The following is a 23,653-nucleotide window of genomic DNA, read 5'->3' as shown; positions in this document are numbered from 1 at the left end:
TAAGGAAAGTCCTCCCGGGGGTGGTGGACGGTATCGTGTCCTCCGTCGGGTGATGTGCGACAGGTATCCGTCAGCTGATGTGCGACAGGGGTCGTGTTCGGCACCTTGGGCGGTGACGTTCTCCGTGGGAGCGTCGCGACCTGAGGAGGCCGGGATTGGCTCTGGTTGTCTTGTCTGTCGTCGAGCAGCGGTTGGACGCGGTCCGGGAGGTGCTGGCCGGGGCGGACGTGATCGAGGTCGCGTTGCGGTACGGGGTGCATCGGTCGACGGTGCACCGGTGGGTGGGCCGGTATCTGGTGGGTCAGCTCGCGGGGTTGGCGGACCGGTCCCATCGCCCGAAGGGGTGCCCGCACCAGGTCCCGGCGGAGGTCGAGGCCGCGGTGGCTGAGATGCGCAGGAAGCATCCGCGGTGGGGCTCGCGCCGGATCCGGTTGGAGATGCTGCGGCGCCCGGTCGAGGGCGTGGCGGTGCCTTCGGAGCGCACGATCGACCGGGCCCTGATCCGGCAGGGTCTGCTGCGGGCGAGGCCGCGGAAGAAGCCGCGGAGCGCGTACATCCGTTTCGAGCGGCCGGGGCCGATGCAGCTGTGGGGCATCGACATCGTTGGCGGGATCGAGCTGGTCGACACGGTCACTGGGGAGGTGCGTGAGGCGAAGCTGGTCACCGGGGTGGATGACCACTCGCGGTACTGCGTGATCGCGCAGGTGGTGGAGCGGGCCACGGGGCGGGCGGTGTGCCTGGCCTTCGCCCAAGCCCTGGCCCGGTTCGGGGTGCCCGAGGAGGTGATCACCGACAACGGCAAGCAGTTCACCGACCGGTTCGGCAAGGGCGGGGAGGTGCTGTTCGACAAAATCTGCCGCCGCAACGGGATCCGGCACCGGTTGACCGCGCCGTCCTCACCGAACCAGAACGGCAAGGTCGAACGCTTCCACGGCACCTTCCGCCCCGACTTCCTCGACACCTGCGAGCCATTCGAGTCCCTGGAGGCCGCGCAGGCCGCGGTCGATGCGTGGGTCGCCGGGTACAACACCGACCGGCCCCACCAAGCCCTGGACGTGAAGGTCCCGGTGACCCCGGCCGAGCGGTTCGCGCCCGTGCCCGGCGAGCAGCAGGCGCTGCTGCCGCTGTGGCTGCCGGCGACGCTGCACCCCATCCCGTCCGAGAAGTCCGATGACGCTGAGCCTGTGCCGGCCGCGGCGCCGGCCCCGGTCCCGGGTGGGCCGGTCGAGCTGGAGCGGGTCGTCGGGGCCTCGGGCAACCTCGCCATCCGCGGGCAGCAGTTCTGGCTCGGACCCGCCCGCGCCGGGCAGCGGGTGCGGTTCTGGATCGACTGCGACCTGGTCCACCTCACCGTCGGGGCACCCGCGTCAAGACCGTGCGCTCCCACCTGTCCGTGACCGACCTGGCCGCGCTGCTGGCTGAAGGCGCCGTCCCGGCCGGGACCAGCCCCCTCCCCGCCACTGCCGGGGTCGCGGCCGGAATCGTGGAGGTCGAACGGGCCGTGGCCCGCAGCGGCACCGTCAGCCTCGGCGGGCACGTCGTCCTCGCTGCGGAGATCCTCGCCGGCCGCCAGGTCGGGATCCGCCTCGAGGAGCACACCCTGATGTTCTTCGACCTCGAGACCCGCGAGCTGCTGCGCACCCGACCGAACCCGGTCCCGCGAGAGCAGTGGCTCCGGCTGCGGGCCGTGCGCCCCGCGGGCCCGCCGCTGCGGCCCTCCCGCGAGCCGGTCACCGTCCAGCGCCGCGCCTCCAACAGCGGCATCGTCATGGTCTGCGGACAGAAGATCGCCCTCGGCCGCACCCACGCCCACCAGACCGTCACGATCCACGTAGCCGAGACCACCCTGGCCATCGAGGTCGACGACGAGACCCGCGTCGTGGCCCGGACCACCACCACGCCCGTGCGTAACATCAAGGTCGACCGGCCACGGACGGTCCCCTCAGTTTCCTAGGCCACCTGTCGCACATCAGGTGGCGGAGAAACGTCGCGCATCACCTGTCGGATCACATGGTGGACGGTATCGTGCAGAGGGCATCGCAGGCCTAGTGGGAGGGACCGAGGTGGCTGACGCCGTGCAATCTGCTCACAGCGAGACGCCGGAATTGAGCGATCTCGGAGCACCTAGCGTGAAGGCGAGCATCCCGACACTCTCGGGCCCTCCGGTTCCGCCGCAGTTGCGGGTGTCGGCGTACGAAAGTGGCGAGTGGGAAGAATTCATTCGCGAATGGGCGACGGCCCTCCCAAGCGATTACGTTCAAATCAAGCGCATCGGGGGCGCCGGGGACCAAGGGGTGGACGTCGCCGCCTTCAAGACTGACCAGGGCTTCGAGGGCGCTTGGGACTGCTTCCAGGGCAAGCATTACTCAAAGGAACTGAGCCCATCTCTCGCCTACCCGGAAATGTTGAAGGTGTTCTTGGGGGTTGTGCGGGGGAGTTTCACACTACCGGATCAGTACGCATTTCTCGCGCCAAAGGGCTGCGGCACAACGCTCGATCGATTACTCAGTAAGCCCACGGAGCTTAGGGCGAAGTTCTTAGCCGACCTTGACAATGACAAGGGCTGCGCGACTGCCCTTAAGGCGGACGATCTCGACAGAGTTCGCGCGCTCGCTCAGTCCACCGACTTCTCCATGTTCCAATCAGTCCAGCTGCTGGATGCCCTGGAAGCCCACCGGACTACTCCCTACTACGTCGCCCGGTTCGGAGGGCCTCTCCCGCCTCGGCCGGCCATCCCTCTGCCCCCAGAACAGGTGGCCCCGCACGAAGCGCGGTATGTAGAGCAGCTGGTGGAGGTGTACCGAGAGCAGTCCACCGATGGGGCCCAGAGCCACGAAGAGTTGTGTGCTGATCCCAGCAATGCGGATCACTTCATGCAGCAGCGAATCTCCTTCTACTCAGCGGAGGCTCTGCGGCTGCACGCTCGTGACTCCGTGCCCGAGGGGACGTTTGAGGGGCTACAGGACGACGTCTTTTCTGGCGTGGTGGACGTTGCCGATCAGCCTCATGAGACTGGTCTGGACAGACTGCGCGAGGTGCTGATCGCCGTAACCAAAGTGCAACTGGACGGCCACTCCGCCTTGCTTTCGGTGTCGCGTATGAACGACCGGAAGGGCATCTGCCACCAGTTAGCAAACATTGATCGTCTGACTTGGGTTAGGGCCCAGTCATGATCAGTCCATTTAACGGCCCCCTCGAGGTCGCGGTCAGGGTCGTGAACCTCCTACTCGCCGCTTTCCCGGAGCGAATTGACATAAATCGACTTGTTCTTCTGGATCACGGCCTCCTACATAGTGCGGATCTTGGTGGTCCTGAAAGTCTGCACCCGCCCATTCCATTGAGATCAGGGGAGCTTGGCATGAAGCGCGACCGGATACAGAAAGGTCTTGAGGTGCTGCTACGTGCTGGGCTTGCCGAAGTCGAACCCACAGCTACCGGCATTAGCTTCCGAGCGAGTGAGCGTGCCGCCAGCTTTGTGCGCCTCATGGAGACGGACAACGCCAAGGCTCTAAGTGATCGCGCAGACTGGGTCGTCGATCATTTTGGGGCGCTTAGTGATTCCGAGTTGCGAGAGGCCATGCGTGCGGCGTCAGGTCATTGGGCTGAAGAGTTCGATAGCACGATGGCCCGCCCAAGTGAGGCGGATCTCTAAATGCTCCGCATTGCCCTCACTCACTTGACCTTCCTTGGCGCCGCTGTTCCACCGGCAAGCGTCGAGTTCGGCCCTCGGCTAACGCTGTTTAGGGGGCCGTCTGACACCGGTAAGTCGTTTATTGTAGACGCTATTGACTTCATGCTTGGCGCTAATGACTTGAAGGAGATCCCAGAACGCGACGGATATTCCACTGTCCTCTTGGGCCTGCGGCTAGCGGACGAACAGGAAGTCACGTTATCGCGCTCCACCTCTGGTGGCTCCTTCGGGCTGCACCTTTCCGACGTACGCAGCCTCCCCCTGCCGGCGCCTGACGAAGTACTCTCCCCGAAGCACAACCCCAAAAGCGTGCGGAATGTTTCCAGGTATCTTCTTAGTGAAGTCGGCCTCGACGGCAAGATGGTCCGGAAGAATGCGCGCAACTCGACTGATTCGCTTAGTTTTCGAAACTTGGCTCATCTTTGTCTTGTCGATGAGACTCAGATGCAGTCAGAAACGCCGCCGCCATTGACGGGACAGTACATCACCCGCACCAAAGAGATCTCGGTCCTAAAGTTGCTCTTACAGGCCGAAGACGATTCGAACTTGGTCGAAGAAGAGGAGAAGAAGAGCAAGTCTCGGCTGGATGGTGCGCAGGTTGAGGTCATCGACCGACTATTGGCGGAACTCGAAGCCGAACTCTCTGAGATTCCGGAGGAGTCTGAAGTTAGAGGGCAACTCGCGCGGCTCAACGGGACCCTGGAGGCGCAGGGCGGCAACGTCACTGACCTCATGACTGCCCGGAAGGAAGTGACGTTTCAACTTCGCGAGGTGCAGGATTCCACGCAGGTGATGCGCACTGAGCAGTCGGAGATTGTCGCACTACAGGCCCGTTTCGCGCTACTCATGCAACAGTACGATTCGGATCTACAGCGCTTGGCGACTATTCGGGAAGCGGGCGATCTTCTCGACTACTTCGCGCCTGGGAACTGTGCATTTTGTGGGGCTGAGCCTGAGCATCAGCACTTCAACCAGGAGTGCGAAGGGGACGAGACTGCCCTCCACGAATCTATTCGGGCTGAAACCGCTAAGACAGAAGCTTTGCGTGGGGATCTCTTATCTACACTGCAGGACTTGGACTCGCGCCGTGGATTGGTCGAGACTACCCTTGCCGAGCTGCGTGAAGCAGCCGCGACGCTGGACGCCGGAATCCGAAATCTGGACGAGGAGTTGGCGCCTCAGAATGAGGACTTGCGCGCTCTGTTCGGGGCTCGTGCAGAGTTGGAGAAGTCGATATCGCTTTATGTTCGTAGGGCTGATCTGCAGCGCATGAAGGCTGAGATCGAGGATGGCGTGACGTCGGACGCCAAGGTGGCGAGTGTTGGAATCAGTCTGGGGGCGATTCGCGAGTTCTCGTCTGAGTTGCAAGCACGACTAGGAGCATGGGGCTACCCAGACGCTGCAATGGTGCGCTATGACCGGAGTGAGCAAGACATCCAAGCTGGCGACCAGTTCCGGTCCTCGCACGGGAAGGGGGTTCGTGCCGTACTGCACGCGGCCTTCTCGCTTGGTCTGGCGCAGTACTGCTTTGATCGAGACATGGCGCATCCCGGCTTCGTCGTGTTGGATTCACCGCTCGTCACGTACCGGCCTCCAGACAGTGGTGAACTGGACCCTCCGCTTTTGGATGAATCGCTCCCAAAGGGTGTCGTGGAGGCCTTCTATAGGAACATTCAAACTGACTTCGATGGTCAAGTAATCGTTATGGAGAACCTTGACCCCACCGAGGCTCTAGATGGCAGTACAGTGGACGTTCCGTTTACGCATCGTCAAGATTTGGGCCGGTATGGATTCTTCCCGTACCGAGAGAAGCCCCAACAGGCGGCTCTCCCAGCGGCGTCGGCGGACTGATTCGTAACGGTTCTGTGCGTCAGGGCGGAATTGACAACCCTTATGAAGAGCTCGGTCCCTTATGTGTTTCTTGAGCGACCCAGGCTAGGTAGCGCGAGTTCCCAGCCATGACTGGCGAAATCAGGATGCAGGGCACTTCATAGGGGTGCTCTTCTTGGATGCGCCGCATGACGAGGTCGGAGCACTCCCTCGTAGTGTGCAGAATTGCGCGCACCTCGGTGGCGTTTTCGACCGCTCCTTGCCAGCGATAGGTGGACATTATCGGCGCCAGCTGACCGCACGCGATCAGGCGTTCGCCGATCAGGGTTTCCACCAGCTTCTGCATGAAGTCGGGTGGGCCAGTAACGATGACCTCGACGACGTCGTTCACCGGGTGCTGCTCCCTTCAATCAGGTCTCGCAGCTGCGAGGTGGCGGCGTCCTCGGACTTGGCGATGGACGCGGCCCCTGTCAAGAGCGGGCCGTCGTGCGACTGGCCAACCCAGCGGCCTGCCATGTGCTGGCCGTGCATGTGGACACGGAAGAACAGCGTTCCTAGAGAGCGGACGCCTTCGTCCTCGGCGGCGTACCAGCCCATGAGGACTTCGTTGTCCCAGAGGCGGAGTTCGCCGCGCCAGAGGTAGCCACCCTCGGCCACGGTGACGTTACCTCGGTTTTCGGCCTGGACCTGGATGAGGTCGCCCCGTTGGCGCAGCGCCACCGGCTGCGCCGTGAAGACCGGCTCGCCGTCCTTCCAGGTCTCCCACGCCGCGAACCACGCGCCCGACAGGCCGACCCGTCGTGAGTGCGCGCCCGCCAGCTCGTCGAGGGTGATCCCCAGGGCCTGGGCGATCTGCCGGCCGGCGGAAAGGGTCGGCTGGGCATCGCCCGCTTCGTACCGGCGAATCTGCCGCTTGTCGAGCCCGACCTGTGCGGCGAGGTCGGCCTGGCTCAGCCCGAGCGCCGCCCGCCGGGTCTTGATCACCTCTGGCATCTCCACTCCTTCATTGTGCAGGACTCCGGGGGCTGGTCAGTCCCCCGGGGGACCTTTCCGCCCTTTACGGGCGTAAGAGTCCTTGCAGGGGACGGATGAGTCCCCTATGGTGACAGATACAGCCGGTGAGGCAGTAAGAGTCCCACCGCTTCGAGAGTGGAGATGGTCATGGCGATGCAGCGGCGGATCAAGGTGGCGCACGGCGACGTCTTCCCCGCGGGAGCGTTCCTCAAGGGAGCGGTGGAGCCCGTGGCGGACTTCAACGCCTCACCGCGGGAGGACGGTTCGCGACCCCAGCAGGTGGACAAGGACACCGGGCTGCTGATGTGGCAGGCAACGGTGCTCGATGCGGACGAGGAGGCGTCGCGCAAGGAGACCGCGGTGTCGGTGAAGTTCGCTGCGAAGCAGCAGCCGGTGCCGCCGGAGAACAAGTCTGGGATGCCGTGGACGCCGGTGGAGTTCGTTGGGCTGACGGCGCTGGGGTGGATCGACGACAGCGGCCCGCGCCCGCGGCTGTCGTGGTCATTCCGGGCGGAGGGGATGGTCGCGCCGGGGCCACACTCAAGGCCGCGTCGTGACCGCGGTTGACCTCGACAGGCTGGCTCGCTCGTTCGGGGTCGGAACGGACGAGGCGCTGGCGGAGGAGCTGCTGGGGATCTACGCACGGACCGAGGACGCGGCCGAGCACATCCTGCGGTTGGGGCACTCGGGTCAGGACGTGCCGGGGTTCGCCGAGGCGATGGCAAGCGTCGCCGGGTGGCTGGACGTCGCCGCCTCGTGCGTGGACCGGGCCCTGGCGGCGTGCGAGGAGCACGAACGGGGCGGGCCGCGATGAGGTCCGTCGGCTGGCTGGGCCGGTGGCTGTGGGCCTGGATGATCGGCCACCGCCGGATGGTCGCGGCGTGGCTGGTGGTGTCGGTGCTCCTGTCGTGGGCGCGAGGGGAGCCCCTGCTGGCGTGGGTCTCGTCGGGGCTCGCCGCTCCGCTCGCACTGGCCGGCTGGGCGTGGTGGTTCCCGGCCGGATACGAGCGCGTGGTCGCGGGCCCGTCGAGGCGTCGCGGGTGGCGGCGGTACGTGCGTCGGAACTGGACCGGTCTGGCGGAGGTCTGCGGGTGGTCGCGGGTCCTGCGAGACCGCGTGGTGGCCGGGTCGCGCAAGCCCTCGGGGCAGTCGGTCCCGCGGCTGCGATCGGTCCGCGCGAAGGGCTCGACGGTCACGCTCGTCATCCGCGCCCGGGCGGGCCAGACGCTCGACCAGCTCGAAGCGGGCGTACCAGGGCTGGCCGCGACGCTGGATGCCCTGTCCTGGCGGTGCACCGCGCACAGCGGGTCGACCTCGACCCTGCTCGTCGAGCTCGTCATGCACGAGGCCCTCCTGCAGCCTCGCGACGGGACCGTCCCGCTCGGACCAACGTCCGCCGAGCCGGGGCAGCTGCTGCCGCTCGGTCGTCGTGACGTGGGCGGGGTCTGGGCCCTGACGGTCGCGGGGCGGCACACGCTGGTCGCCGGCTGCTCTGGGGCCGGGAAGGGCTCGGTGCTGTGGGGCCTGGTCGCCGGCCTCGCTCCGCTCGTGCCGTCCGACACCGTCCGGCTGTGGGGGATCGACCTCAAGCACGGGGTGGAGCTGCGGATGGGCCGCGCCCTGTTCGCCACGGTGGCCGACACCGGCCCTGACGCCCTCGCAGTCCTGACGGCTCTGCTCGACGTCGCGGAAAGGCGCGGGCAGGCGATGGCCGGTCAGGTCCGCGCTCACACGCCGCGGCCGGGCGACCCGCTGCACGTCCTGGTCATCGACGAGCTGGCCGACCTCATCGCGTACGCCGACCGGGAGACCCGCATGGAGGCAGCGCGGCTGCTGGCCCGGCTGCTGACCAAGGGCCGCGCCCTCGGAGTGGTGGTGGCCGCGTTCGTGCAGGACCCCCGTAAGGACGTGGTGACCATGCGGAACCTGTTCACGCAGCGGGTCGCGTTGCGGCTGCTGTCGGACCAAGAGACGGCGATGGTCCTCGGGGACGGGGCTGCTCGCACGGCCCCTGCGCACCGGATCTCCCCGACCGCTCCCGGCACGGCCTGGGTGGTCGACGACGAGGGCAACACCGACCGGGTCCGCGCCGACTACTGGCCCGACCCGGTGATCCGCGACCTCGCCGCCCGGTACCCCTGCCGCGCCTCGATGACTCCGGCCACGCCCGACCCGCCGGACGAGGGTGACGAGCGCGAGACGTCAGGTAGCGACGGGCCGCGGCTGCACTCGGTGGGCACGAACGAGCCCACCCCTCCGCCCCGGCGGCCGCGTTCGCCGCGAGCACCACGGGCCCGTGCCGCCGCCGCTGCGACGTCGGCCGAAGGGAGCGCGGCGCGATGACCGGCCCGCAGGCCCCGGACCGGGTCGCGCTGCGCCCGTGGGGTGTTCCGCTGCCGTACGTGACCACCAGCGCCGCGGTCCTCGACGAGCTCGACGGCATCCGCTGGCGAGAACGCGGCTCCTGCGCCGCCGACCCGGACGGTGGGTGGTTCGAGGACCTGCGCGCCCCGGCTGCTCACCGCGCCCGCTCGATCTGTTCCGGCTGCCCGATCCGGCGGAAGTGTCTGGCCGCGGCGTTGCTGTACGGCGAGGAGTTCGGCATCTGGGGTGGGCTCGACCCCGACCAGCGCCGACCCCTCGACGGCGCCCTCCGCCACGGCGAACCCCTGGGCAGGGTCGTCCTTGGCGCGCTCCACACCGACCGGGCCGCCTGACCGGAGCCGTCACCATGCCACCTAGTGCGTCGTCGACCATCACCCCGCCACTGGGTTCGGCGGGTTCGGTGAGGACTTCCCCCTCGACGTCCCCGCGCTGCACGGCGCGACCGGCGTGGGACTGCTGGGCCGGTTCGCGGACGGGTCGATGGACGCCTTCGCCGACACGCTGGCTGCGGTGCACAACTGCGCCCGCCCGGTCCGTCTCGCGGGGTCCTCGACGACCATCGACGCCCGGACCGGCGAGGTGCTCTCGACGTTCCGCTCGACCGACGCCCCGTTGGGGGTGCTGTTCCGGCCGTGCGGGAACCGGCGCGCCCACGTCTGCCCGGCGTGCTCGCGGACCTACGCCCGGGACACCTTCGCGCTCATCAGTGCGGGGGTCGCTGGCGGCAAGACGGTCCCGGAGCAGGTGGCGGGCAACCCGTTGCTGTTCGCGACGTTCACCGCGCCCTCGTTCGGGCTGGTGCACGGGCACCGCGGCGGGAGGCCCTGTCGGCCGCGACGTCGGGACGACCGCACCCGCTGCGTGCACGGACGGCCCCTGTGGTGCACCGCTATCCACGAGCCCGGGGACGAGCGCTCGGGTGCCCCCTTGTGCCCGGACTGCCACGACACCGCGTCGGCGGTCCTCTGGCAGTGGCACGCCCCGGAGCTGTGGCGGCGCACCACCATCGCCCTGCGCCGAGCTGTCGCCGCCCATCTGGGGGTGACGGAGTCCGGCCTGGGCGAGCACGCCTCGATCCAGTACGCCAAGGTCGCCGAGTACCAAGGCCGCGGCCTGGTCCACTTCCACGCCCTGATCCGCCTCGACGGACCCGCCGACGCCGGGATCGGCGCACCATCCCCGGACGCCCTCGACGGCCCGGCCCTGGCTGCCCTGGTCCGCGACACCGCGCCAGGCGTCACCGTCTTGGCCGAAGCGGTCGACGACCAAGACACTCCGCGCGTCCTGGCCTGGGGCGCGCAGCTCGACGTCCGGGTGGTCACGGCCGGCCACCGCGTCGATGACCCGACCGCCGCTCTGACGCCCGGTCAGGTGGCCGGCTACCTCGCGAAGTACGCCACCAAGGACGTCTCCGGCCTGCACGGCGAAGGCCAGCAGCGCCCGCACATCGCCGCCTTCCGTGCCGCATGCGCGGCCCTGGCCGACCGCGCCGCCCGGCACCACCACGAGGACCACGACTACCAGCGGATGGGCCGGTGGGTGCACATGCTCGGCTTCCGCGGCCACTTCGGCACGAAGTCACGCCGCTACTCCGTGACCCTCGGAGCGCTGCGCCGTGCCCGCGCCCGGTGGCAGGCGATGGCCGCCGAGTCCCGCCGGACCGGGGAACCGATCGACACCCGCGACCTCGAGCGCCGCCTCCTGGCCGACGACGACGAGGAGAGCACCGTCGTCGTCGGCTCGTGGACGTACCTGGGCACCGGCTGGCGTGATGCCGCGGAGGAAGCACTCGCGTTGGCGGCCGCGGCCCGAGCCCGCGAGTACGACCAGTGGCGAGCGGAGCGCAGGGACGGTCACCACACGGGGACACACCACAGCGGAGGAACGACGAGCACGAGGTGAGGGCGATGGAAGAGACGACGGAGATGCAGCGGCTTCTGACGGTGCACGAGGTGGCGGAGGTGCTGGGAACGGCGGACGGGTTCGTCCGTCAGCTGGTGGCGGCGCGGCGCATCCGGTTCCTGCGGGTGGGGAAGCACCTGCGGTTCCCGGTGTCGGCGGTGCCGGAGTACCTGGCGGCGGTGACGGTGGAGCCGCTGCCGTCGCGCGGGCGGAGTGCGTGATGGGCAAGCGGGTGCGCGGGTCGATCCGCCGGCTGCCGTCCGGGCGTTGGCAGGTCCGGTACACGGGTCTGGACGGCCTGCGCCGGACGTTGGAGCAGACGCACCGGACCAAGGCGGAGGCCGAGGCGGCGTACGCGATCGTGGCGGCGGACATGGCGACCGGTCGGTGGGTGGATCCGTCGCTGGCCGGGGTGACGTTCGGGACGTACGCCGCTCGGTGGGTGGCGGAGCGGGCGACGATCACGGGCCGGACGCGTGAGCTGTACGGGACACTGCTGCGGCTGCACCTCGCGCCGTACCTGGGCGAGGTCCAGCTGCGGTACCTCTCGCCCGCCCTGGTGCGGCGCTGGCGGCAGGGTCGTCAGGACGCGGGTGTCGGGGCCTCGACCATCGCGAAGGCGTACCGGCTGCTGCGCTCGATCATGGCGACGGCGGTCGATGACGAGGTGATCCTGCGGAACCCGTGCCGCATCCGGGGCGCGGGGAGCGAGGTCGCTTCCGAGCGGCCCATCCTCACCCCGGCCGAGGTCGCGCGGCTGGCCGAGGTGATCGAGCCCCGCTACCGACTCGTGGTGCTGCTGGCGGTGTACGGCTCGCTCCGGTGGGGTGAGCTGATGGGCCTGCAGCGGGGCGACCTCGACCTGGACCTGATGACCCTCACGGTGCGGCGCTCGGTCTCCGAAGTCGGCGGCCGGCTCGTGGTCAAGGGCCCGAAGTCGCGAGCGGGCCTGCGGACCATCGCGCTCCCGCTCGGGCTACGTGAGGACATCGAGCAGCACCTCGCCGCGTTCGCAGAGGACGGGCCCGAGGGCCGGCTGTTCGTGGGCCAGCGAGGCAACACCCTGCACCGGTCGAACTGGACCCCGGTGTGGTCCGCGGCCCGCTCGGCGGCCGACCTTGACCCGCGGGTGCATCTGCATGACCTGCGCCACACGGGCAACCACTTCGCCGCTGCGTCGGGGGCCAGCACCCGCGAGCTGATGCACCGGATGGGCCACGCAAGCATGCGTGCGGCGCTCATCTACCAGCACGCGACGGCCGAGCGTGATGCCCGGATCGCGGCGACCCTGGACCAAGTGTTCAGCCGGGGTGGCGGGCGGTGATTGGGCACGCGTTGGGCACGCGACGCACTGGCTGTGCCATCCGGGAGAGGGGGCCGGTCGGCTTCATCTGGCCTGACCTGCGGTGATGCGGTGGAGCCGATGACGGGAATCGAACCCGCGTGTCCAGCTTGGGAAGCTGGCGCTCTACCATTGAGCTACATCGGCATTCCGGGTCGAGCGACCTCCCCGGCGCCCGGAAGTCTAGCCGAACCGCACCGCGCCCCCGCACCGCCCCCGGCGGCCCACCGGTAGCCTGACCGCGTGCTCCTCTCCGACCGCGACATCCGCGCCGAGGTCGAGGCCGGACGGGTCGTCCTCGACCCGTGGGACCCCGACATGATCCAGCCCAGCAGCGTCGACGTGCGCCTCGACAAGTTCTTCCGGCTCTTCGACAACCACAAGTACCAGGTGATCGACCCGGCCCAGGACCAGGCCGACCTCACCCGGCTCGTCGAGGTCGAGCCGCACGAGGGGTTCGTCCTCCATCCGGGCGAGTTCGTCCTCGGCTCCACGCTCGAGACCGTCAGCCTCCCCGACGACCTCGCCGCCCGGGTCGAGGGCAAGTCCAGCCTCGGGCGCCTCGGCCTGCTGACCCACGCGACGGCCGGCTTCGTCGACCCCGGCTTCACCGGCCACGTCACGCTCGAGCTCTCCAACGTCGCGACCCTGCCGATCATGCTCTGGCCCGGGATGAAGATCGGCCAGCTCGCGTTCTTCCGCCTGAGCAGCCCGGCCGAGAGCCCCTACGGCTCCGAGGGCTACGGCTCGCACTACCAGGGCCAGCGCGGCCCCACCGCCAGCCGCAGCTTCCAGAACTTCCACCGCGCCGACGTCTGAGCCGGACCCCAGGGCATCCACCCACACCCCAGGCACCGAACCCCGCCACGACACCCGACCCTGGCACGACACGCCCGGAGTGCGGGCCGTCCCCGTCGTGGCTCCGTGCACGCGGTACCCATCGGGGTGCAGGGTTCGGTCCGCCCCGGACACCGACCGGCCTGCCCGACCCGGAGGACGCGATGCCCGACCGCCCCACCAGCACGCCCGAACCGGCGCTCGAGTCCCACCCCGCCCCGGGGCACACGCCCACCACGGACCTCGCCACGGCGCTGCTCTCCCCCGAGGGCGGCGGCGGCGCCGAGCTGCGCGGTCACGTGCCCGAGGCCCCCGTCGGTGTCGTCCTCGTCCTCCACGGCGGTGCCGAGCGCAGCCACGAACCGGTCCGCTGGCGGCGCCTGGCCGTCGTCCGGATGCTCCCCTTCGCCACCGCCCTCCAGCACGCCGCCGACGGCCGCCTCGCCGTCCTGCGCCTGAAGTACCGCGTCCGCGGCTGGAACGGCCTCGAGCAGGACCCCGTGCACGACGCGCGCTGGGCCCTCGAGCGCATCCGCCGCGTCCTGCCCGGCGTCCCGGTGGCCCTCGTCGGGCACTCGATGGGCGGCCGGGTGGCCCTCCAGCTCGCCGCCGAGCCCGACGTCGCGGCGGTCGCGGCGCTGGCCCCGTGGGTCGAGGACGACGCCCGCCAGCCGCGCTCCGACGTGCCGGTCCTCCTCATGCACGGCAGCGGCGACCGGATGACCGACCCGCGGCGCACCGCCGTCATCGCCCGCCGCTGGGAGGAGTCCGGCGCCGACGTCACCCACCTGCGGGTGCCCGGCGAGAAGCACGCGATGCTGCGCCACGCCTCCTACTGGCACCGCACGGTCACCGACTTCGTCACCGGCGCCCTCCTGGGGCGGTAGGCCAGGTCGTTAAAGGACGGACGGCAACCCGTCGCGTCCGCGCGCATCTTCGTTAGGGTCGTCGGATGATCCGCTTCGACGGCGTCACCAAGCAGTACCCCGACGGCACCGTCGCGGTCGACGACCTCAGCCTCACGGCACCCACCGGCAAGATCACCGTCCTCGTCGGGCCCTCGGGCTGCGGCAAGACGACGAGCCTGCGGATGGTCAACCGGATGATCGAGCCGACCCGCGGGTCGATCTCGCTCGACGGCCAGGACACCGGCCGGATGCCCCAGGCCGAGCTGCGACGGGGCATCGGCTACGTCATCCAGCACGCCGGCCTGTTCCCGCACCGCACGGTCCTCGACAACATCGGCACCGTGCCCCGGCTGCTCGGCTGGGACCGGAAGCGGACGGCCGAGCGCTCGCGCGAGCTGCTCGAGCGCGTCGGCCTCGAGCTGCACCTCGGCGACCGCTACCCGGCGCAGCTCTCGGGTGGGCAGCAGCAGCGGGTGGGCGTGGCCCGGGCCCTGGCCGCCGACCCGCCCGTGATGCTCATGGACGAGCCGTTCTCGGCGGTCGACCCCATCGTCCGCGACCAGCTGCAGGACGAGTTCCTCCGGCTCCAGGACGAGCTCGGCAAGACCATCGTCTTCGTCACCCACGACATCGACGAGGCCATCAAGCTCGGCGACCAGGTCGCGGTGCTCCGCGTCGGCGGCACGCTGGCCCAGGTGGCCGAGCCGTCGTACCTGCTCGCGCACCCGGCCGACGACTTCGTCGCCGACTTCGTCGGGCGCGACCGGGGCTACCGCGCCCTCCAGTTCCAGGCGACGCCCCGGCTGCCGCTGCGGTCCGAGCGCACCGTCGTGCTCGGCGAGCGACCCGAGGGGAGTGCGGCCTGGCTGCTCGTCGTCGACGACGACCGGCACCCGCTCGGATGGGTCGAGCCGGCGCGCATCGGCGGCCGGGCGGTCGAGGACTCCGACCTGCACCGCGGCGGCACCGTGGCCCGGGCCGGGGGCACCCTGCGCGGCGCCCTCGACGCCGCGCTCTCCTCGCCGTCGCGGCGCGGGGTCGTCGTCGACGACAGCGGCTCGCTCGTCGGCACCGTGCTGGCCCACGAGGTGCTCAGCGCCATCGAGGACACCGACCGACCCGAGCGCGACGAGGACGACCCGGTGCACGGGGGCGCGGTCGCGGTGGCGGCGGACGAGGCCTGACGTGGACTGGCTCGCCGACAACTGGCGCACGGTCCTCGACCTCAGCCTGTCCCACCTGTACCTGGCCGGGGTGCCGCTGGTCGTCGGCCTGGTGCTGTCGCTGCCGCTCGGCTGGGCCGCCAAGCGCTGGCGCGGCTCTTACCCGGCGGTCGTCACCACCACCGGTCTGCTCTACACGATCCCGTCGCTGGCGCTCTTCGTCATCATGCCGCTGGTCCTCGGCACGAAGATCCTCGACCCGGTCAACGTCGTCGTCGCGATGACCATCTACACGGTCGCCCTCCTCGCCCGCACGGTCGCCGACGGCCTGCTCTCGGTGCCCGACCACGTCGAGCAGGCCGCGACGGCGATGGGCTACCGCGGGCTGCGCCGGCTGTTCGGGGTCGAGCTGCCGCTCGCCGTCCCCGTCATCGCGGCCGGGCTGCGGGTGGCCGCCGTCTCCAACGTGTCGATCGTGTCCATCGCCTCGGTCGTCGGGGTCTCGCAGCTGGGGAACCTGCTCGTCGACGGCTACCGGCGGATCATCTGGGGCGAGCTGCTCACGGGCATCGTCGCGACGATGGTCCTCGCGCTCCTGCTCGACCTCGTCATCCAGACCCTGGCGCGGACCCTCACGCCGTGGCGTCGAGCGGCGGGAGCGCGCTCGTGATCGGCTCCCTCTTCTCCTGGCTCCTCGACCCCGCCCACTGGTCCGGGCCGGACGGCATCCTCACCCGGCTGCTCGAGCACCTCTGGTACAGCGTCCTCGCGATGGTCATCGCCCTCGCCATCGCGCTGCCCCTGGGGCTGTGGATCGGCCACACCGGTCGGATGCGCTGGCTCGTCACCGCGACCAACGCGGCCCGTGCGGTCCCGACCCTCGGCCTGCTCTTCGCGTTCGCCCTGTGGCTCGGGCCCGCGCTGCGCGGCAACCTCGCCTTCCTCCTGCCCAGCACCGTCGTCCTCGTGCTGCTGGCCGTCCCCCCGCTGCTCGCCGGCACCTACGCCGGCGTCGAGGCCGTCGACCCGGCGGCGCGCGACGCGGCCCGCGGCGTCGGGATGACCGGCTGGCAGGTACTGCGCCAGGTCGAGCTGCCGTGTGCCCTGCCGCTCGTGATGTCGGGCGTGCGCACCGCATCACTGCAGGTCGTGGCCACCGCGACCATCGCCGCGCTCATCGGGCTGGGCGGCCTCGGCCGGCTGCTCGTCGACGGCATCGCGTTCGGCGACTACCCGCAGGCCGCCGCCGGGGCGCTGCTCGTGGCCGTGCTCGCGGTGCTGCTCGAGGGGCTGCTCGCGCTGCTCCAGCGACGCCTCGTCTCGCCCGGCCTGGCGCGGACCCGGCGTCCTGTCGGTGGGTCACGAAACGATGACGATGCCGCCGCAGTGGAAGCAAACGCCCGCCTGCCTGTTGGTCAGGGTGGGATCCCGGGCGGCTCGTCCTGACCGGCCCGCCCGCCCGCACCACCGGGCGCCGTCCGTCGGCGTCCCCGTCCCCGCTCCTCCGACCGTTGCTCCACCGATCTGCACCCGGCCCCGCCGCACCGGCCCGGCCACCACGAAAGGGATCGACCCGATGAAGCGCAGAACCGTCCTCAGCACCGTCGCCGTCGTCGCCGCCCTCGGGCTGTCGGCCTGCGGTGGCGGCGGCAGCGACCCGCTCGCCTCCGACGCCCCCTCCGGCGGGTCCTCGGGTGCCTCCTCCGGCTCGATCGTCGTCGGCGGCGCCGACTTCTCCGAGTCCACCCTCCTCGCCGAGGTCTACGCCGGCGCCCTGCGCGCCAAGGGCATCGACGCCACGACGAAGACCAACATCGGCGCCCGAGAGATCTACCTGCGGGCCCTCGAGGACAACTCCGTCCAGGTCTTCCCCGAGTACACCGGCGCGCTCGCCGTCTTCTACGACAAGTCGTACTCCGGCACCGACGCCACCGAGGTCTACGACAAGGCCAAGTCGGTCATCCCGAAGACCCTCACGGTGCTCGACAAGTCTGCGGCCGAGGACGTCGACTCCCTCGCCGTCACCAAGAAGACCGCCGAGTCCAAGAACCTCAAGACCATCGAGGACCTCAAGGCGGTCTCCGGCGACATGACCCTCGCCGCCCAGCCCGAGTTCAAGCAGCGCCCGCAGGGTGTCGTCGGCCTCGAGAAGGTCTACGGCGTGACGTTCGGGACCTTCCGTCCGCTCACGGGCCAGGCCGTCCTCCAGGCCCTCGTCAACGGGCAGGCCGACGTCGCGAACGTCTTCTCCACCGACCCCGGCATCGCGGCGAACGACCTCGTCGTGCTCGAGGACACCAAGAAGGTGTTCGGGTCGCAGAACATCGTGCCGCTCGTGCGGGCCGACAAGGCCGACCAGGTCAAGGACGCCCTCAACGCGGTGTCCGCGAAGCTGACCACCGATGCCGTGACGCAGATGCTCAAGCAGACCGACATCGACAAGAAGGACCCCAAGGCCGTCGCCGAGGAGTTCCTCAAGGCCAACGGCCTGGGCTGACGCTCCCGGCTCGACGCCGCGACGCCCCGGTCCCCTGCGTGGGGGCCGGGGCGTCGTGCGTGTCGGCGAGGTCGTCGGTCGGAGGCAGCTCGATGGGAGGCTTATCCCCGTCAGGAGGCGGACGATCCTCCCATCGAACAGACTTGGCTGCCAGGGCTGCCAGCGCTGCCAGGGCTGCCGGGCAGTGCCAGGGGTGGGCGCGGGTCCGTCAGGCGCTGCGGGACGCCAGCCCGCGACCCCGATCGTGGCCTGCACTGCCGACTGATTGCCCAGAACCCACCTCGGGAAGCCCCTGGAGGGGCCTGCGAGGTGGGTTCTGGGCAATCAGTGCTCGGAGGTCAGTCCCAGGGGTCGGGCTCGTCGAGCAGGCTGGCGTCGCCACCGAACTCACCGGATGGCTTCGCTGCCGGCGTCGTGGTCTGCTCGGGCTTGTCCTTGGCCGGTTCGGGCTCCGGCTTCTCGTCAGCGACCGGCTCGGGCGCCGGCTCCTCGTCAGCGACCGGCTCGGACGACTCGGCCGGCTCGGGTTCCGGCTCGGCGGTCTTCGCCTCCGGCTCCGGCTCCGTGGACGGCTGAGCCTCCGCGTCGGGCTGGATGTCGGATGCTGATGGCGACGCAGCCTCGATGGTGTCGGCCGGCTCGTCCCAGGGGTCGGGCTCGTCGAGGAGCGAGGCGTCGCCGCTGAACGACCCGGCGTCCGTCGACCCGGTCTCGGTCTCGGCTGCCGGCGCGTCGGCGCGCTCGGGCTCCGGCTCGGCGTCCGTTGCCTCCGGCTCCGGCTCGGGGTCGGCGGTCTTCGCCTTCGAATCCGGTTCGGGCTCCGCGGTCTTCGCCTCGGGCTCTGGTGCCGGCACCTCGGCGTCGGGTGCGGGCTGCTCGGCCGCCTCCGCCTCCGCCTCGGGCTCGGTGGCAGGAGCCGAGGTCTGCGACGACGCCTCGACGGTGTCGGCGGGCTCGTCCCACGGGTCGACGTCGTCGTCTGCCGCCGGAGCGGATGTGGCCTCGGTCGTCGGGTTTGGCTCGACCTGCGGCTCCGTCTTCTCTGGCTCCGCCGAGGTCGCCGGGGCGGAGTCCGCGGGCTCGTCCCAGGGGTCGACGTCGTCTTCTGCGGCCGCGGCAGTCGAGGCCTCGGCGGCCGGCTCCGGCTCCGTGGCGGGCTCGGGCTCGGAGGTCTCGACCGGGGCGTCGGATGCCGAGGTGGTCGAGGACTCCTCGACGGTGCCGGCGGGCTCGTCCCAGGGGTCGACGTCGTCGGTGGAGGCGGCGGCGTCGGCGACGGCCTTCTCCTCCGACGGCGCGCCCTGCGAGCGTCCCGGGGCGGGATCGGCCGTGGCGGCCGGCTCGTCCCAGGGGTCCGGCTCGGTGCCGTCGGCCAAGGCGGCTTTCTCGGACTCGGGCGCGGTGGCTGGCGCGGCCTCGGCCGGCGGCGCGGCCTTGCCGGTGTCCGAGACCGGGCTCGCGCTCGACGGCTCGTCCCAGGGGTCGTCCTCGTCGGCGGGTTCCGGCGTGGCCGGCGCCTCCTTGTCGGCAGCGGGGGCGATCGTTCCGGCGGGCTCGTCCCAGGGGTCGTCCTCGTCGGACGGCTCCGGAGCCTCCTCCTCGGCGGCCGGCGCGGTCTCGGCCGGGGCCTCCTCCGTCTCCGTGGTCGCGGCCGCAGCGGCGGCGGGCGCCGCCGCCTCGACCGGCGCAGCAGCCTCGTCCTCAACCGGCGCAGCCGCCTCGGCCGCGACCGGCGCAGCCGCCTCGGCCTCGACCGGCTCCTGACCCCGACGCACTGCCGCGAGGAGCATCTGCGCGACGTCGACGACCTCGACCTCCTCGCCGACGCCCTCGGCCTGCTTGGCCGTCAGTCCGTCGGAGATCATCACGCGGCAGAAGGGGCAGCCGATGGCGATCCGCTCGGCGCCGGTGGCCAGCGCCTCGTCGGTGCGGTTGGTGTTGATCCGCGTGCCGAGCTTCTCCTCCATCCACATGCGCGCACCGCCGGCGCCGCAGCAGAACGACTTCTCGCCCGAGCGGGGCATCTCGCGCAGCTCGACCCCGGGCAGCGCGCCGATGAGCTCGCGCGGCGGGGTGTAGACGCCGTTGTGCCGGCCGAGGTAGCAGGGGTCGTGGTACGTGACCGTCGCCGCCGTCGACGCGACGTTCTTCGCCGACGACATCCCCGGCGCCTCGTCCGGACGCGCGACCGGCGTCAGCCGCTTCTCGCGCACCAGCCGGTTGAGCAGCTGGGTGTGGTGGACGACCTCGTAGTTGCCGCCGAGCTGCGGGTACTCGTTCTTGATGGTGTTGAAGCAGTGGGCGCAGGTGACGACGACCTTCGTGACGCCGAACTCCCCGAACGTCGACACGTTCTGCGCGGCGAGGGTCTGGAAGAGCAGCTCGTTGCCCGCCCGGCGTGCGGAGTCGCCGGTGCACGTCTCGCCGTCACCGAGCACCGCGAACGACACCCCGGCGGTGTCGAGCAGCTCGGCGACCGCGCGCGACGTCTTCTTCGCCCGGTCCTCGTAGGCGCCGGCGCAGCCGACCCAGAACAGCCAGTCGACCTCGGACGCCTCCGAGACGTCCTGCCCGAGCACCTTGACGTCGAACGGGAGGTCCTTGGCCCAGTCGAGGCGCGCGCGGGCGCCCATCCCCCAGGGGTTGCCCTTGCCCTCGAGGTTCTTGAAGAGCCCGCCGAGCTCGTTCGGGAAGGCCGACTCGATGAGGGTCGCGTACCGGCGCATGTCGATGATGTGGTCGACGTGCTCGATGTCGACGGGGCACTGCTCGACGCACGCGCCGCAGGTGGTGCACGACCACAGGACGTCCTGGTCGATGACCGCGTCGGGGCCGTGCGGGTTGTAGGCCGACAGCGGCGCGGCGGCGTCGTACCCGGTGGCGCCGACGAGGGCCATCGAGGTCCAGTCGACGACGTCGACCGAACCCGCTGGCTCGATGCCGTCGGTCGGCACCGTCTGCGCGGCCGCCGTGACCGAGGCCATCGCCTTCTCCGCGTCGCCGTCGGCCTCCGAGAGCGCCCGCAGGTACGGTGCCTTGGCGTCCGCGTGGTCGCGCAGCGTCATCATCAAGAGCTTGGGGGACAACGGCTTCTCGGTGTTCCACGCCGGGCACTGCGACTGGCAACGGCCGCACTCGGTGCAGGTCGAGAAGTCGAGCAGGCCCTTCCACGTGAAGTCCTCGACCTTGCCCACCCCGAGGACGTCGCCCTCCTCCATCTCCTCCATGGCCTCCAGGTCGAACGGCTTGCCGCCCACCGTCATCGGCTTCGCGGCACCGAGGGCCGTGCGACCGGAGGACTCGCGCTTGAACCAGATGTTCGGGAAGGCGAGGAACCGGTGCCAGGCGACGCCCATCGTCGGCTGGAGGGCGATGGTGATCATCCAGGCGAAGGAGATCATGATCTTGACCGTGGCGACGACCTGCACCCACGCGGCGAGCCCGGCCGGCGACGTGCCCGCCCACCAGCCGGCCATCCAGCCGGTCAGCGGGAAGTGCGCGACGAGCGAGACGTCGGGCTCGAAGCGCTGCACCATCGCCGCCTCGAGGCCGCGGAGCAGGACGATGCAGATCGTCACGAAGAGGATGGTCAGCTCGACGTAGTAGGCCTGCCAGAAGGTCGACCCGAAGAAGCGCGAGTACCGCCCGCCCTCCCCTGCGGCCCGCCGCGGGTGCTGCTTCTGGCGGATCGCCATGAGCACGACGATGCCGACGAGCCCGCCCCACGCGAAGATCTCGACGACCCACTCGAACGGGGCGAAGTGCCCGATGAGCGGCAGCCGGTAGTCGGGCTGGACGAGCTGGAAGAAGGCGTTGACCAGCGTCGTGAAGAGGATGATGAACGCGAGCGCGGTGAACCAGTGCGCCGCCGCGACGACCTTGAGCCGCGACATCCGGGTGTGCCCGAGGAACTCCTTGGCCAGGGTCCAGGTGCGCGCCACCGGGGCGTCGGTGCGCGAGCCGTCCGGCTGCCCGAACCGGTAGAGCGTGACGAACCGGCCGACCTGCCGGAAGAGCAGCGCCCACCCGATGGTCGGGACGACGAGGCAGAGCACGACGGCGACCACCTGGAGGGCGGTCACGCCGCCGAAGCGGTCGTCGAACGACGGGAGGACGTCGCTGGCCAGGGCGGGTGCGAGGGCAGCAGGCATGCGGTGCAGCCTACTGCCCGGTAAGCGAGCGCTCACCGGTCTGTGACGACCGTCAACAGGGCCCCGGACCGGCGACGGCCGGGGTCCCGGAGCAGTCCGTGGGGTGGTGGTGTCCTTCTGCGCACCGGCCGTTCGTCTCTAGGGTGAGGCCGGACACCGGTGCGGCCCACTCACCCGAGACCCAGGAGCCACCATGACCCAGTACGCCGCCATGATCTACAGCCGCGATGTCGACTGGACCCTCCCCGAGTACGCCGCCGAGACCGCGGAGTACGGCGCGTTCGCCGAGGCGGCCGGCGCCGTCATCCGCGGGGGCGCGGCCCTCTACCCGACCTCAACCGCGACCACCGTGCGGGTCGAGGCCAAGGGCGGCACGCCGCTGACCACCGACGGCCCCTACGCCGAGACCAAGGAGGCCCTCACCGGCTTCTACCTGCTCGAGTGCGCCGACCTCGACGAGGCCGTCAAGGTCGCGGCGACCATCCCCGGCGCGTGGGACGGGGCCGTCGAGGTGCGCCCCGTCATCGAGTTCCCGATGTGAGCGCGGTCGCCCCGGGGGCGGGTCCGCCCGCCCCGAGGACGCCCGGGCCGGCGCCCGGCCGACCGACGCGCAGGAGGCGCTCGCGGAGATCGTGCGGGTCGCCGGCCGGGACGTCCTCGCCACCCTCGCCCGCTGGACGGGCAACCTCGCGCTCGCCGAGGACGCCGTGCAGGACGCGAGCGTGCGCGCGCTGCTGACCTGGCCGCGCGACGGCATCCCCGACACCCCGGTGGCGTGGCTGCGCACGACCGCCCGACGCTGCGCCGTCGACCAGATCCGCCGCGAGGCCGCCCGCGGCCCCAAGGAGCTGCTCGCGACCGGCCCGGCCGTCGACGTCGTGCTCGCCGAGGCGGACCCCGGGCCCGAGGTGGTCGAGGACGACCTGCTCCGTCTCGTGTTCACCTGCTGCCACCCGAGCCTCGGCCCGGGGACCCGGGTGGCGCTGGCCCTGCGCACCCTCTGCGGGCTGGGCACCGAGGAGGTCGCCCGCGCCCTGCTCGTCTCCGAACCGGCGATGGCCAAGCGCCTCACCCGTGCGCGCCAGAAGATCCGGCTGGCCGGCATCCCCTACCGCGTCCCGTCGGAGGACGACCTGCCCGAGCGGTGGGACACCGTGCTCGCGACGACCTACCTGATGTTCAACGAGGGGTACGCCGCGACGGCCGGCCCCGAGCTGACCCGCCCCGCGCTCGTGGCCGAGGCCCTGCGCCTGGCCCGGCTGCTGCGCCGGCTGCGCCCGGGCGACCCGGGGGCGACCGGGCTGCTCGCGCTGATCCTCCTCCAGGACTCGCGGCGGGCCGCCCGCACCGACGCCGACGGGGCCGCGGTCCTCCTCGCCGACCAGGACCGCTCGCGGTGGGACCGCGCCGCGATCGCCGAGGCGGTGCCGCTCGTCGGGGAGGGGCTGCGCCTGTCGCCGGCCCATCCCGACCCCTACGTCGTGCAGGCCGCCATCGCCGCCTGCCACGCGCTCGCGCCATCGTGGGCGGACACCGACTGGACGGCCATCGAGTCCTGGTACGAGGTGCTGCTGCGGGTCGACGACGGTCCGGTGGTGCGCCTCAACCACGCCGTCGCCGTCGCCGAGGCGCGTGGGCCGCAGGCCGGGCTCGCGCTCGTCGACGCGATCGAGGGGCTGGGCGACTACCCGCTCTGGCACGCGAGCCGGGCCGCGCTGCTGCGCCGGCTCGACCGACCCGAGGAGGCGGCCGCCGCCGACGACGAGGCGCGCCGGCTCCCGCTCAACGCCGTGCAGCGGGACCTGCTCGACCGCTGACGCCGCCCGCCCGAACGGGAGACGTCGTTGTGCGCACGGATAACCATCTGTTGGAATACACATAACGTGTCGGGGGTTGGCCCCGACAGCAGGACCGATGCAGCGCGCCGTCGCCC

23 protein-coding genes, 1 tRNA gene and 1 pseudogene are annotated in these 23,653 nt (G+C 70.7%); 21 read left to right on the top strand and 4 right to left on the bottom strand.

Translation table 11 applies throughout. The features are described from left to right. Positions 1-155: 155 nt before the first annotated feature. From G7075_RS15295 to G7075_RS15280, 5 genes are all read left to right on the top strand, one after another. Positions 156-1,397, top strand: coding sequence for an IS481 family transposase (locus G7075_RS15295; protein WP_240917656.1), 1,242 nt, complete (start codon positions 156-158; stop codon positions 1,395-1,397). After that, a complete protein-coding gene (locus G7075_RS21480; protein ID WP_240917655.1) occupies positions 1,394-1,954 on the top strand; it encodes a hypothetical protein in 561 nt (186 codons plus the stop codon). Before G7075_RS15295 ends, G7075_RS21480 begins: the two co-directional genes overlap by 4 nt. Positions 1,955-2,063: 109 nt before the next feature. After that, a complete protein-coding gene (locus tag G7075_RS15290) occupies positions 2,064-3,173 on the top strand; it encodes an ABC-three component system protein (RefSeq protein ID WP_166123110.1) in 1,110 nt (369 codons plus the stop codon). Next, a complete protein-coding gene (locus tag G7075_RS23015) occupies positions 3,170-3,652 on the top strand; it encodes an ABC-three component system middle component 2 (protein WP_371814088.1) in 483 nt (160 codons plus the stop codon). The genes G7075_RS15290 and G7075_RS23015 overlap by 4 nt, the downstream gene beginning before the upstream one ends. After that, entirely contained in the window at positions 3,653-5,542 is a 1,890-nt protein-coding gene (locus G7075_RS15280) for an AAA family ATPase (protein WP_166123106.1), read from the top strand. It abuts the gene before it with no gap. Positions 5,543-5,582: 40 nt separating this feature from the next. On the opposite strand, the gene cutA is transcribed toward G7075_RS15280, so the two are convergent. Both cutA and G7075_RS15270 read right to left on the bottom strand, forming a co-directional pair. Continuing rightward, positions 5,583-5,912, bottom strand: a complete 330-nt coding sequence (gene cutA, locus G7075_RS15275) for a divalent-cation tolerance protein CutA (protein ID WP_166123104.1) — start codon at positions 5,910-5,912, stop codon at positions 5,583-5,585. Beyond that, positions 5,909-6,514 carry a helix-turn-helix transcriptional regulator gene (locus G7075_RS15270; RefSeq protein WP_166123102.1) on the bottom strand — a complete coding sequence of 202 codons (606 nt, stop codon included), beginning with the start codon at positions 6,512-6,514 and terminating at the stop codon, positions 5,909-5,911. Before G7075_RS15270 ends, cutA begins: the two co-directional genes overlap by 4 nt. A gap of 168 nt (positions 6,515-6,682) precedes the next feature. Between G7075_RS15270 and G7075_RS15265 the strand changes: the two genes are divergently transcribed. The 7 genes from G7075_RS15265 (at position 6,683) to G7075_RS15235 (ending at position 12,146) form a co-directional block, all read left to right on the top strand. Further along, positions 6,683-7,102: a plasmid replication, integration and excision activator gene (locus tag G7075_RS15265; RefSeq protein WP_166123100.1), complete on the top strand. Its 420-nt coding sequence runs from the start codon at positions 6,683-6,685 to the stop codon at positions 7,100-7,102. Next, positions 7,089-7,349, top strand: coding sequence for a hypothetical protein (locus tag G7075_RS15260; protein ID WP_166123098.1), 261 nt, complete (start codon positions 7,089-7,091; stop codon positions 7,347-7,349). Before G7075_RS15265 ends, G7075_RS15260 begins: the two co-directional genes overlap by 14 nt. Then, positions 7,346-8,878 (top strand): FtsK/SpoIIIE domain-containing protein, encoded by a 1,533-nt coding sequence (locus G7075_RS15255; protein WP_205860529.1) that lies wholly within the window; start codon positions 7,346-7,348, stop codon positions 8,876-8,878. The genes G7075_RS15260 and G7075_RS15255 overlap by 4 nt, the downstream gene beginning before the upstream one ends. Next, positions 8,875-9,252 (top strand): WhiB family transcriptional regulator, encoded by a 378-nt coding sequence (locus G7075_RS15250; protein WP_166123096.1) that lies wholly within the window; start codon positions 8,875-8,877, stop codon positions 9,250-9,252. The genes G7075_RS15255 and G7075_RS15250 overlap by 4 nt, the downstream gene beginning before the upstream one ends. A 115-nt stretch (positions 9,253-9,367) precedes the next feature. Continuing rightward, entirely contained in the window at positions 9,368-10,822 is a 1,455-nt protein-coding gene (locus G7075_RS15245) for a replication initiator (protein WP_166123094.1), read from the top strand. 5 nt (positions 10,823-10,827) lie between these two features. After that, on the top strand, positions 10,828-11,043 hold the full coding sequence (locus G7075_RS15240; RefSeq protein WP_235504392.1) for an excisionase family DNA-binding protein: 216 nt from the start codon (positions 10,828-10,830) through the stop codon (positions 11,041-11,043). Then, the gene (locus tag G7075_RS15235; RefSeq protein ID WP_166123092.1) at positions 11,043-12,146 is read left to right on the top strand and encodes a site-specific integrase; all 1,104 of its coding nucleotides are present in this window, start codon (positions 11,043-11,045) and stop codon (positions 12,144-12,146) included. The genes G7075_RS15240 and G7075_RS15235 overlap by 1 nt, the downstream gene beginning before the upstream one ends. A 91-nt stretch (positions 12,147-12,237) precedes the next feature. Here the strand turns inward: G7075_RS15235 and G7075_RS15230 are convergent. Next, positions 12,238-12,311, bottom strand: a tRNA-Gly gene (locus tag G7075_RS15230). A 96-nt stretch (positions 12,312-12,407) separates the two neighbouring features. Here G7075_RS15230 and dcd point away from each other — a divergent pair. The 6 genes from dcd (at position 12,408) to G7075_RS15200 (ending at position 17,569) form a co-directional block, all read left to right on the top strand. Then, entirely contained in the window at positions 12,408-12,983 is a 576-nt protein-coding gene (dcd, locus tag G7075_RS15225; protein ID WP_166123090.1) for a dCTP deaminase, read from the top strand. Between the two features lie 182 nt (positions 12,984-13,165). Beyond that, positions 13,166-13,888 (top strand): alpha/beta hydrolase, encoded by a 723-nt coding sequence (locus G7075_RS15220; protein WP_166123087.1) that lies wholly within the window; start codon positions 13,166-13,168, stop codon positions 13,886-13,888. Positions 13,889-13,953: 65 nt separating this feature from the next. Beyond that, positions 13,954-15,093 carry an ABC transporter ATP-binding protein gene (locus tag G7075_RS15215; RefSeq protein ID WP_166123085.1) on the top strand — a complete coding sequence of 380 codons (1,140 nt, stop codon included), beginning with the start codon at positions 13,954-13,956 and terminating at the stop codon, positions 15,091-15,093. 1 nt (position 15,094) lies between these two features. Further along, positions 15,095-15,742 carry an ABC transporter permease gene (locus G7075_RS15210; protein WP_166123083.1) on the top strand — a complete coding sequence of 216 codons (648 nt, stop codon included), beginning with the start codon at positions 15,095-15,097 and terminating at the stop codon, positions 15,740-15,742. Next, on the top strand, positions 15,712-16,518 hold the full coding sequence (locus G7075_RS15205) for an ABC transporter permease (RefSeq protein ID WP_371814087.1): 807 nt from the start codon (positions 15,712-15,714) through the stop codon (positions 16,516-16,518). Before G7075_RS15210 ends, G7075_RS15205 begins: the two co-directional genes overlap by 31 nt. Positions 16,519-16,648: 130 nt before the next feature. After that, the gene (locus tag G7075_RS15200) at positions 16,649-17,569 is read left to right on the top strand and encodes an ABC transporter substrate-binding protein (RefSeq protein WP_166123081.1); all 921 of its coding nucleotides are present in this window, start codon (positions 16,649-16,651) and stop codon (positions 17,567-17,569) included. Positions 17,570-17,907: 338 nt separating this feature from the next. Here the strand turns inward: G7075_RS15200 and G7075_RS23010 are convergent, their stop codons facing one another. After that, positions 17,908-21,651, bottom strand: a complete 3,744-nt coding sequence (locus tag G7075_RS23010) for a heterodisulfide reductase-related iron-sulfur binding cluster (RefSeq protein WP_166124409.1) — start codon at positions 21,649-21,651, stop codon at positions 17,908-17,910. Between the two features lie 262 nt (positions 21,652-21,913). Here G7075_RS23010 and G7075_RS15190 point away from each other — a divergent pair, with 262 nt between their 5' ends. The 3 genes and pseudogenes from G7075_RS15190 to G7075_RS23000 all read left to right on the top strand — a co-directional run bounded on the left by G7075_RS15190 (position 21,914) and on the right by G7075_RS23000 (position 23,537). Further along, entirely contained in the window at positions 21,914-22,261 is a 348-nt protein-coding gene (locus tag G7075_RS15190) for a YciI family protein (protein WP_166123079.1), read from the top strand. A gap of 85 nt (positions 22,262-22,346) precedes the next feature. Then, positions 22,347-22,805, top strand: a pseudogene (locus G7075_RS23005) (sigma factor); the annotation flags it as partial. A 69-nt stretch (positions 22,806-22,874) separates the two neighbouring features. After that, positions 22,875-23,537 (top strand): DUF6596 domain-containing protein, encoded by a 663-nt coding sequence (locus tag G7075_RS23000; RefSeq protein ID WP_371814252.1) that lies wholly within the window; start codon positions 22,875-22,877, stop codon positions 23,535-23,537. The last annotated feature ends 116 nt before the right edge of the window (positions 23,538-23,653 follow it).

It is taken from the genome of Phycicoccus sp. HDW14 (assembly GCF_011383005.1).
GTDB lineage: Bacteria > Actinomycetota > Actinomycetes > Actinomycetales > Dermatophilaceae > Phycicoccus.
Note: the sequence above shows the minus strand (reverse complement) of the source record. Positions and strands in the feature narration are given on the sequence as shown.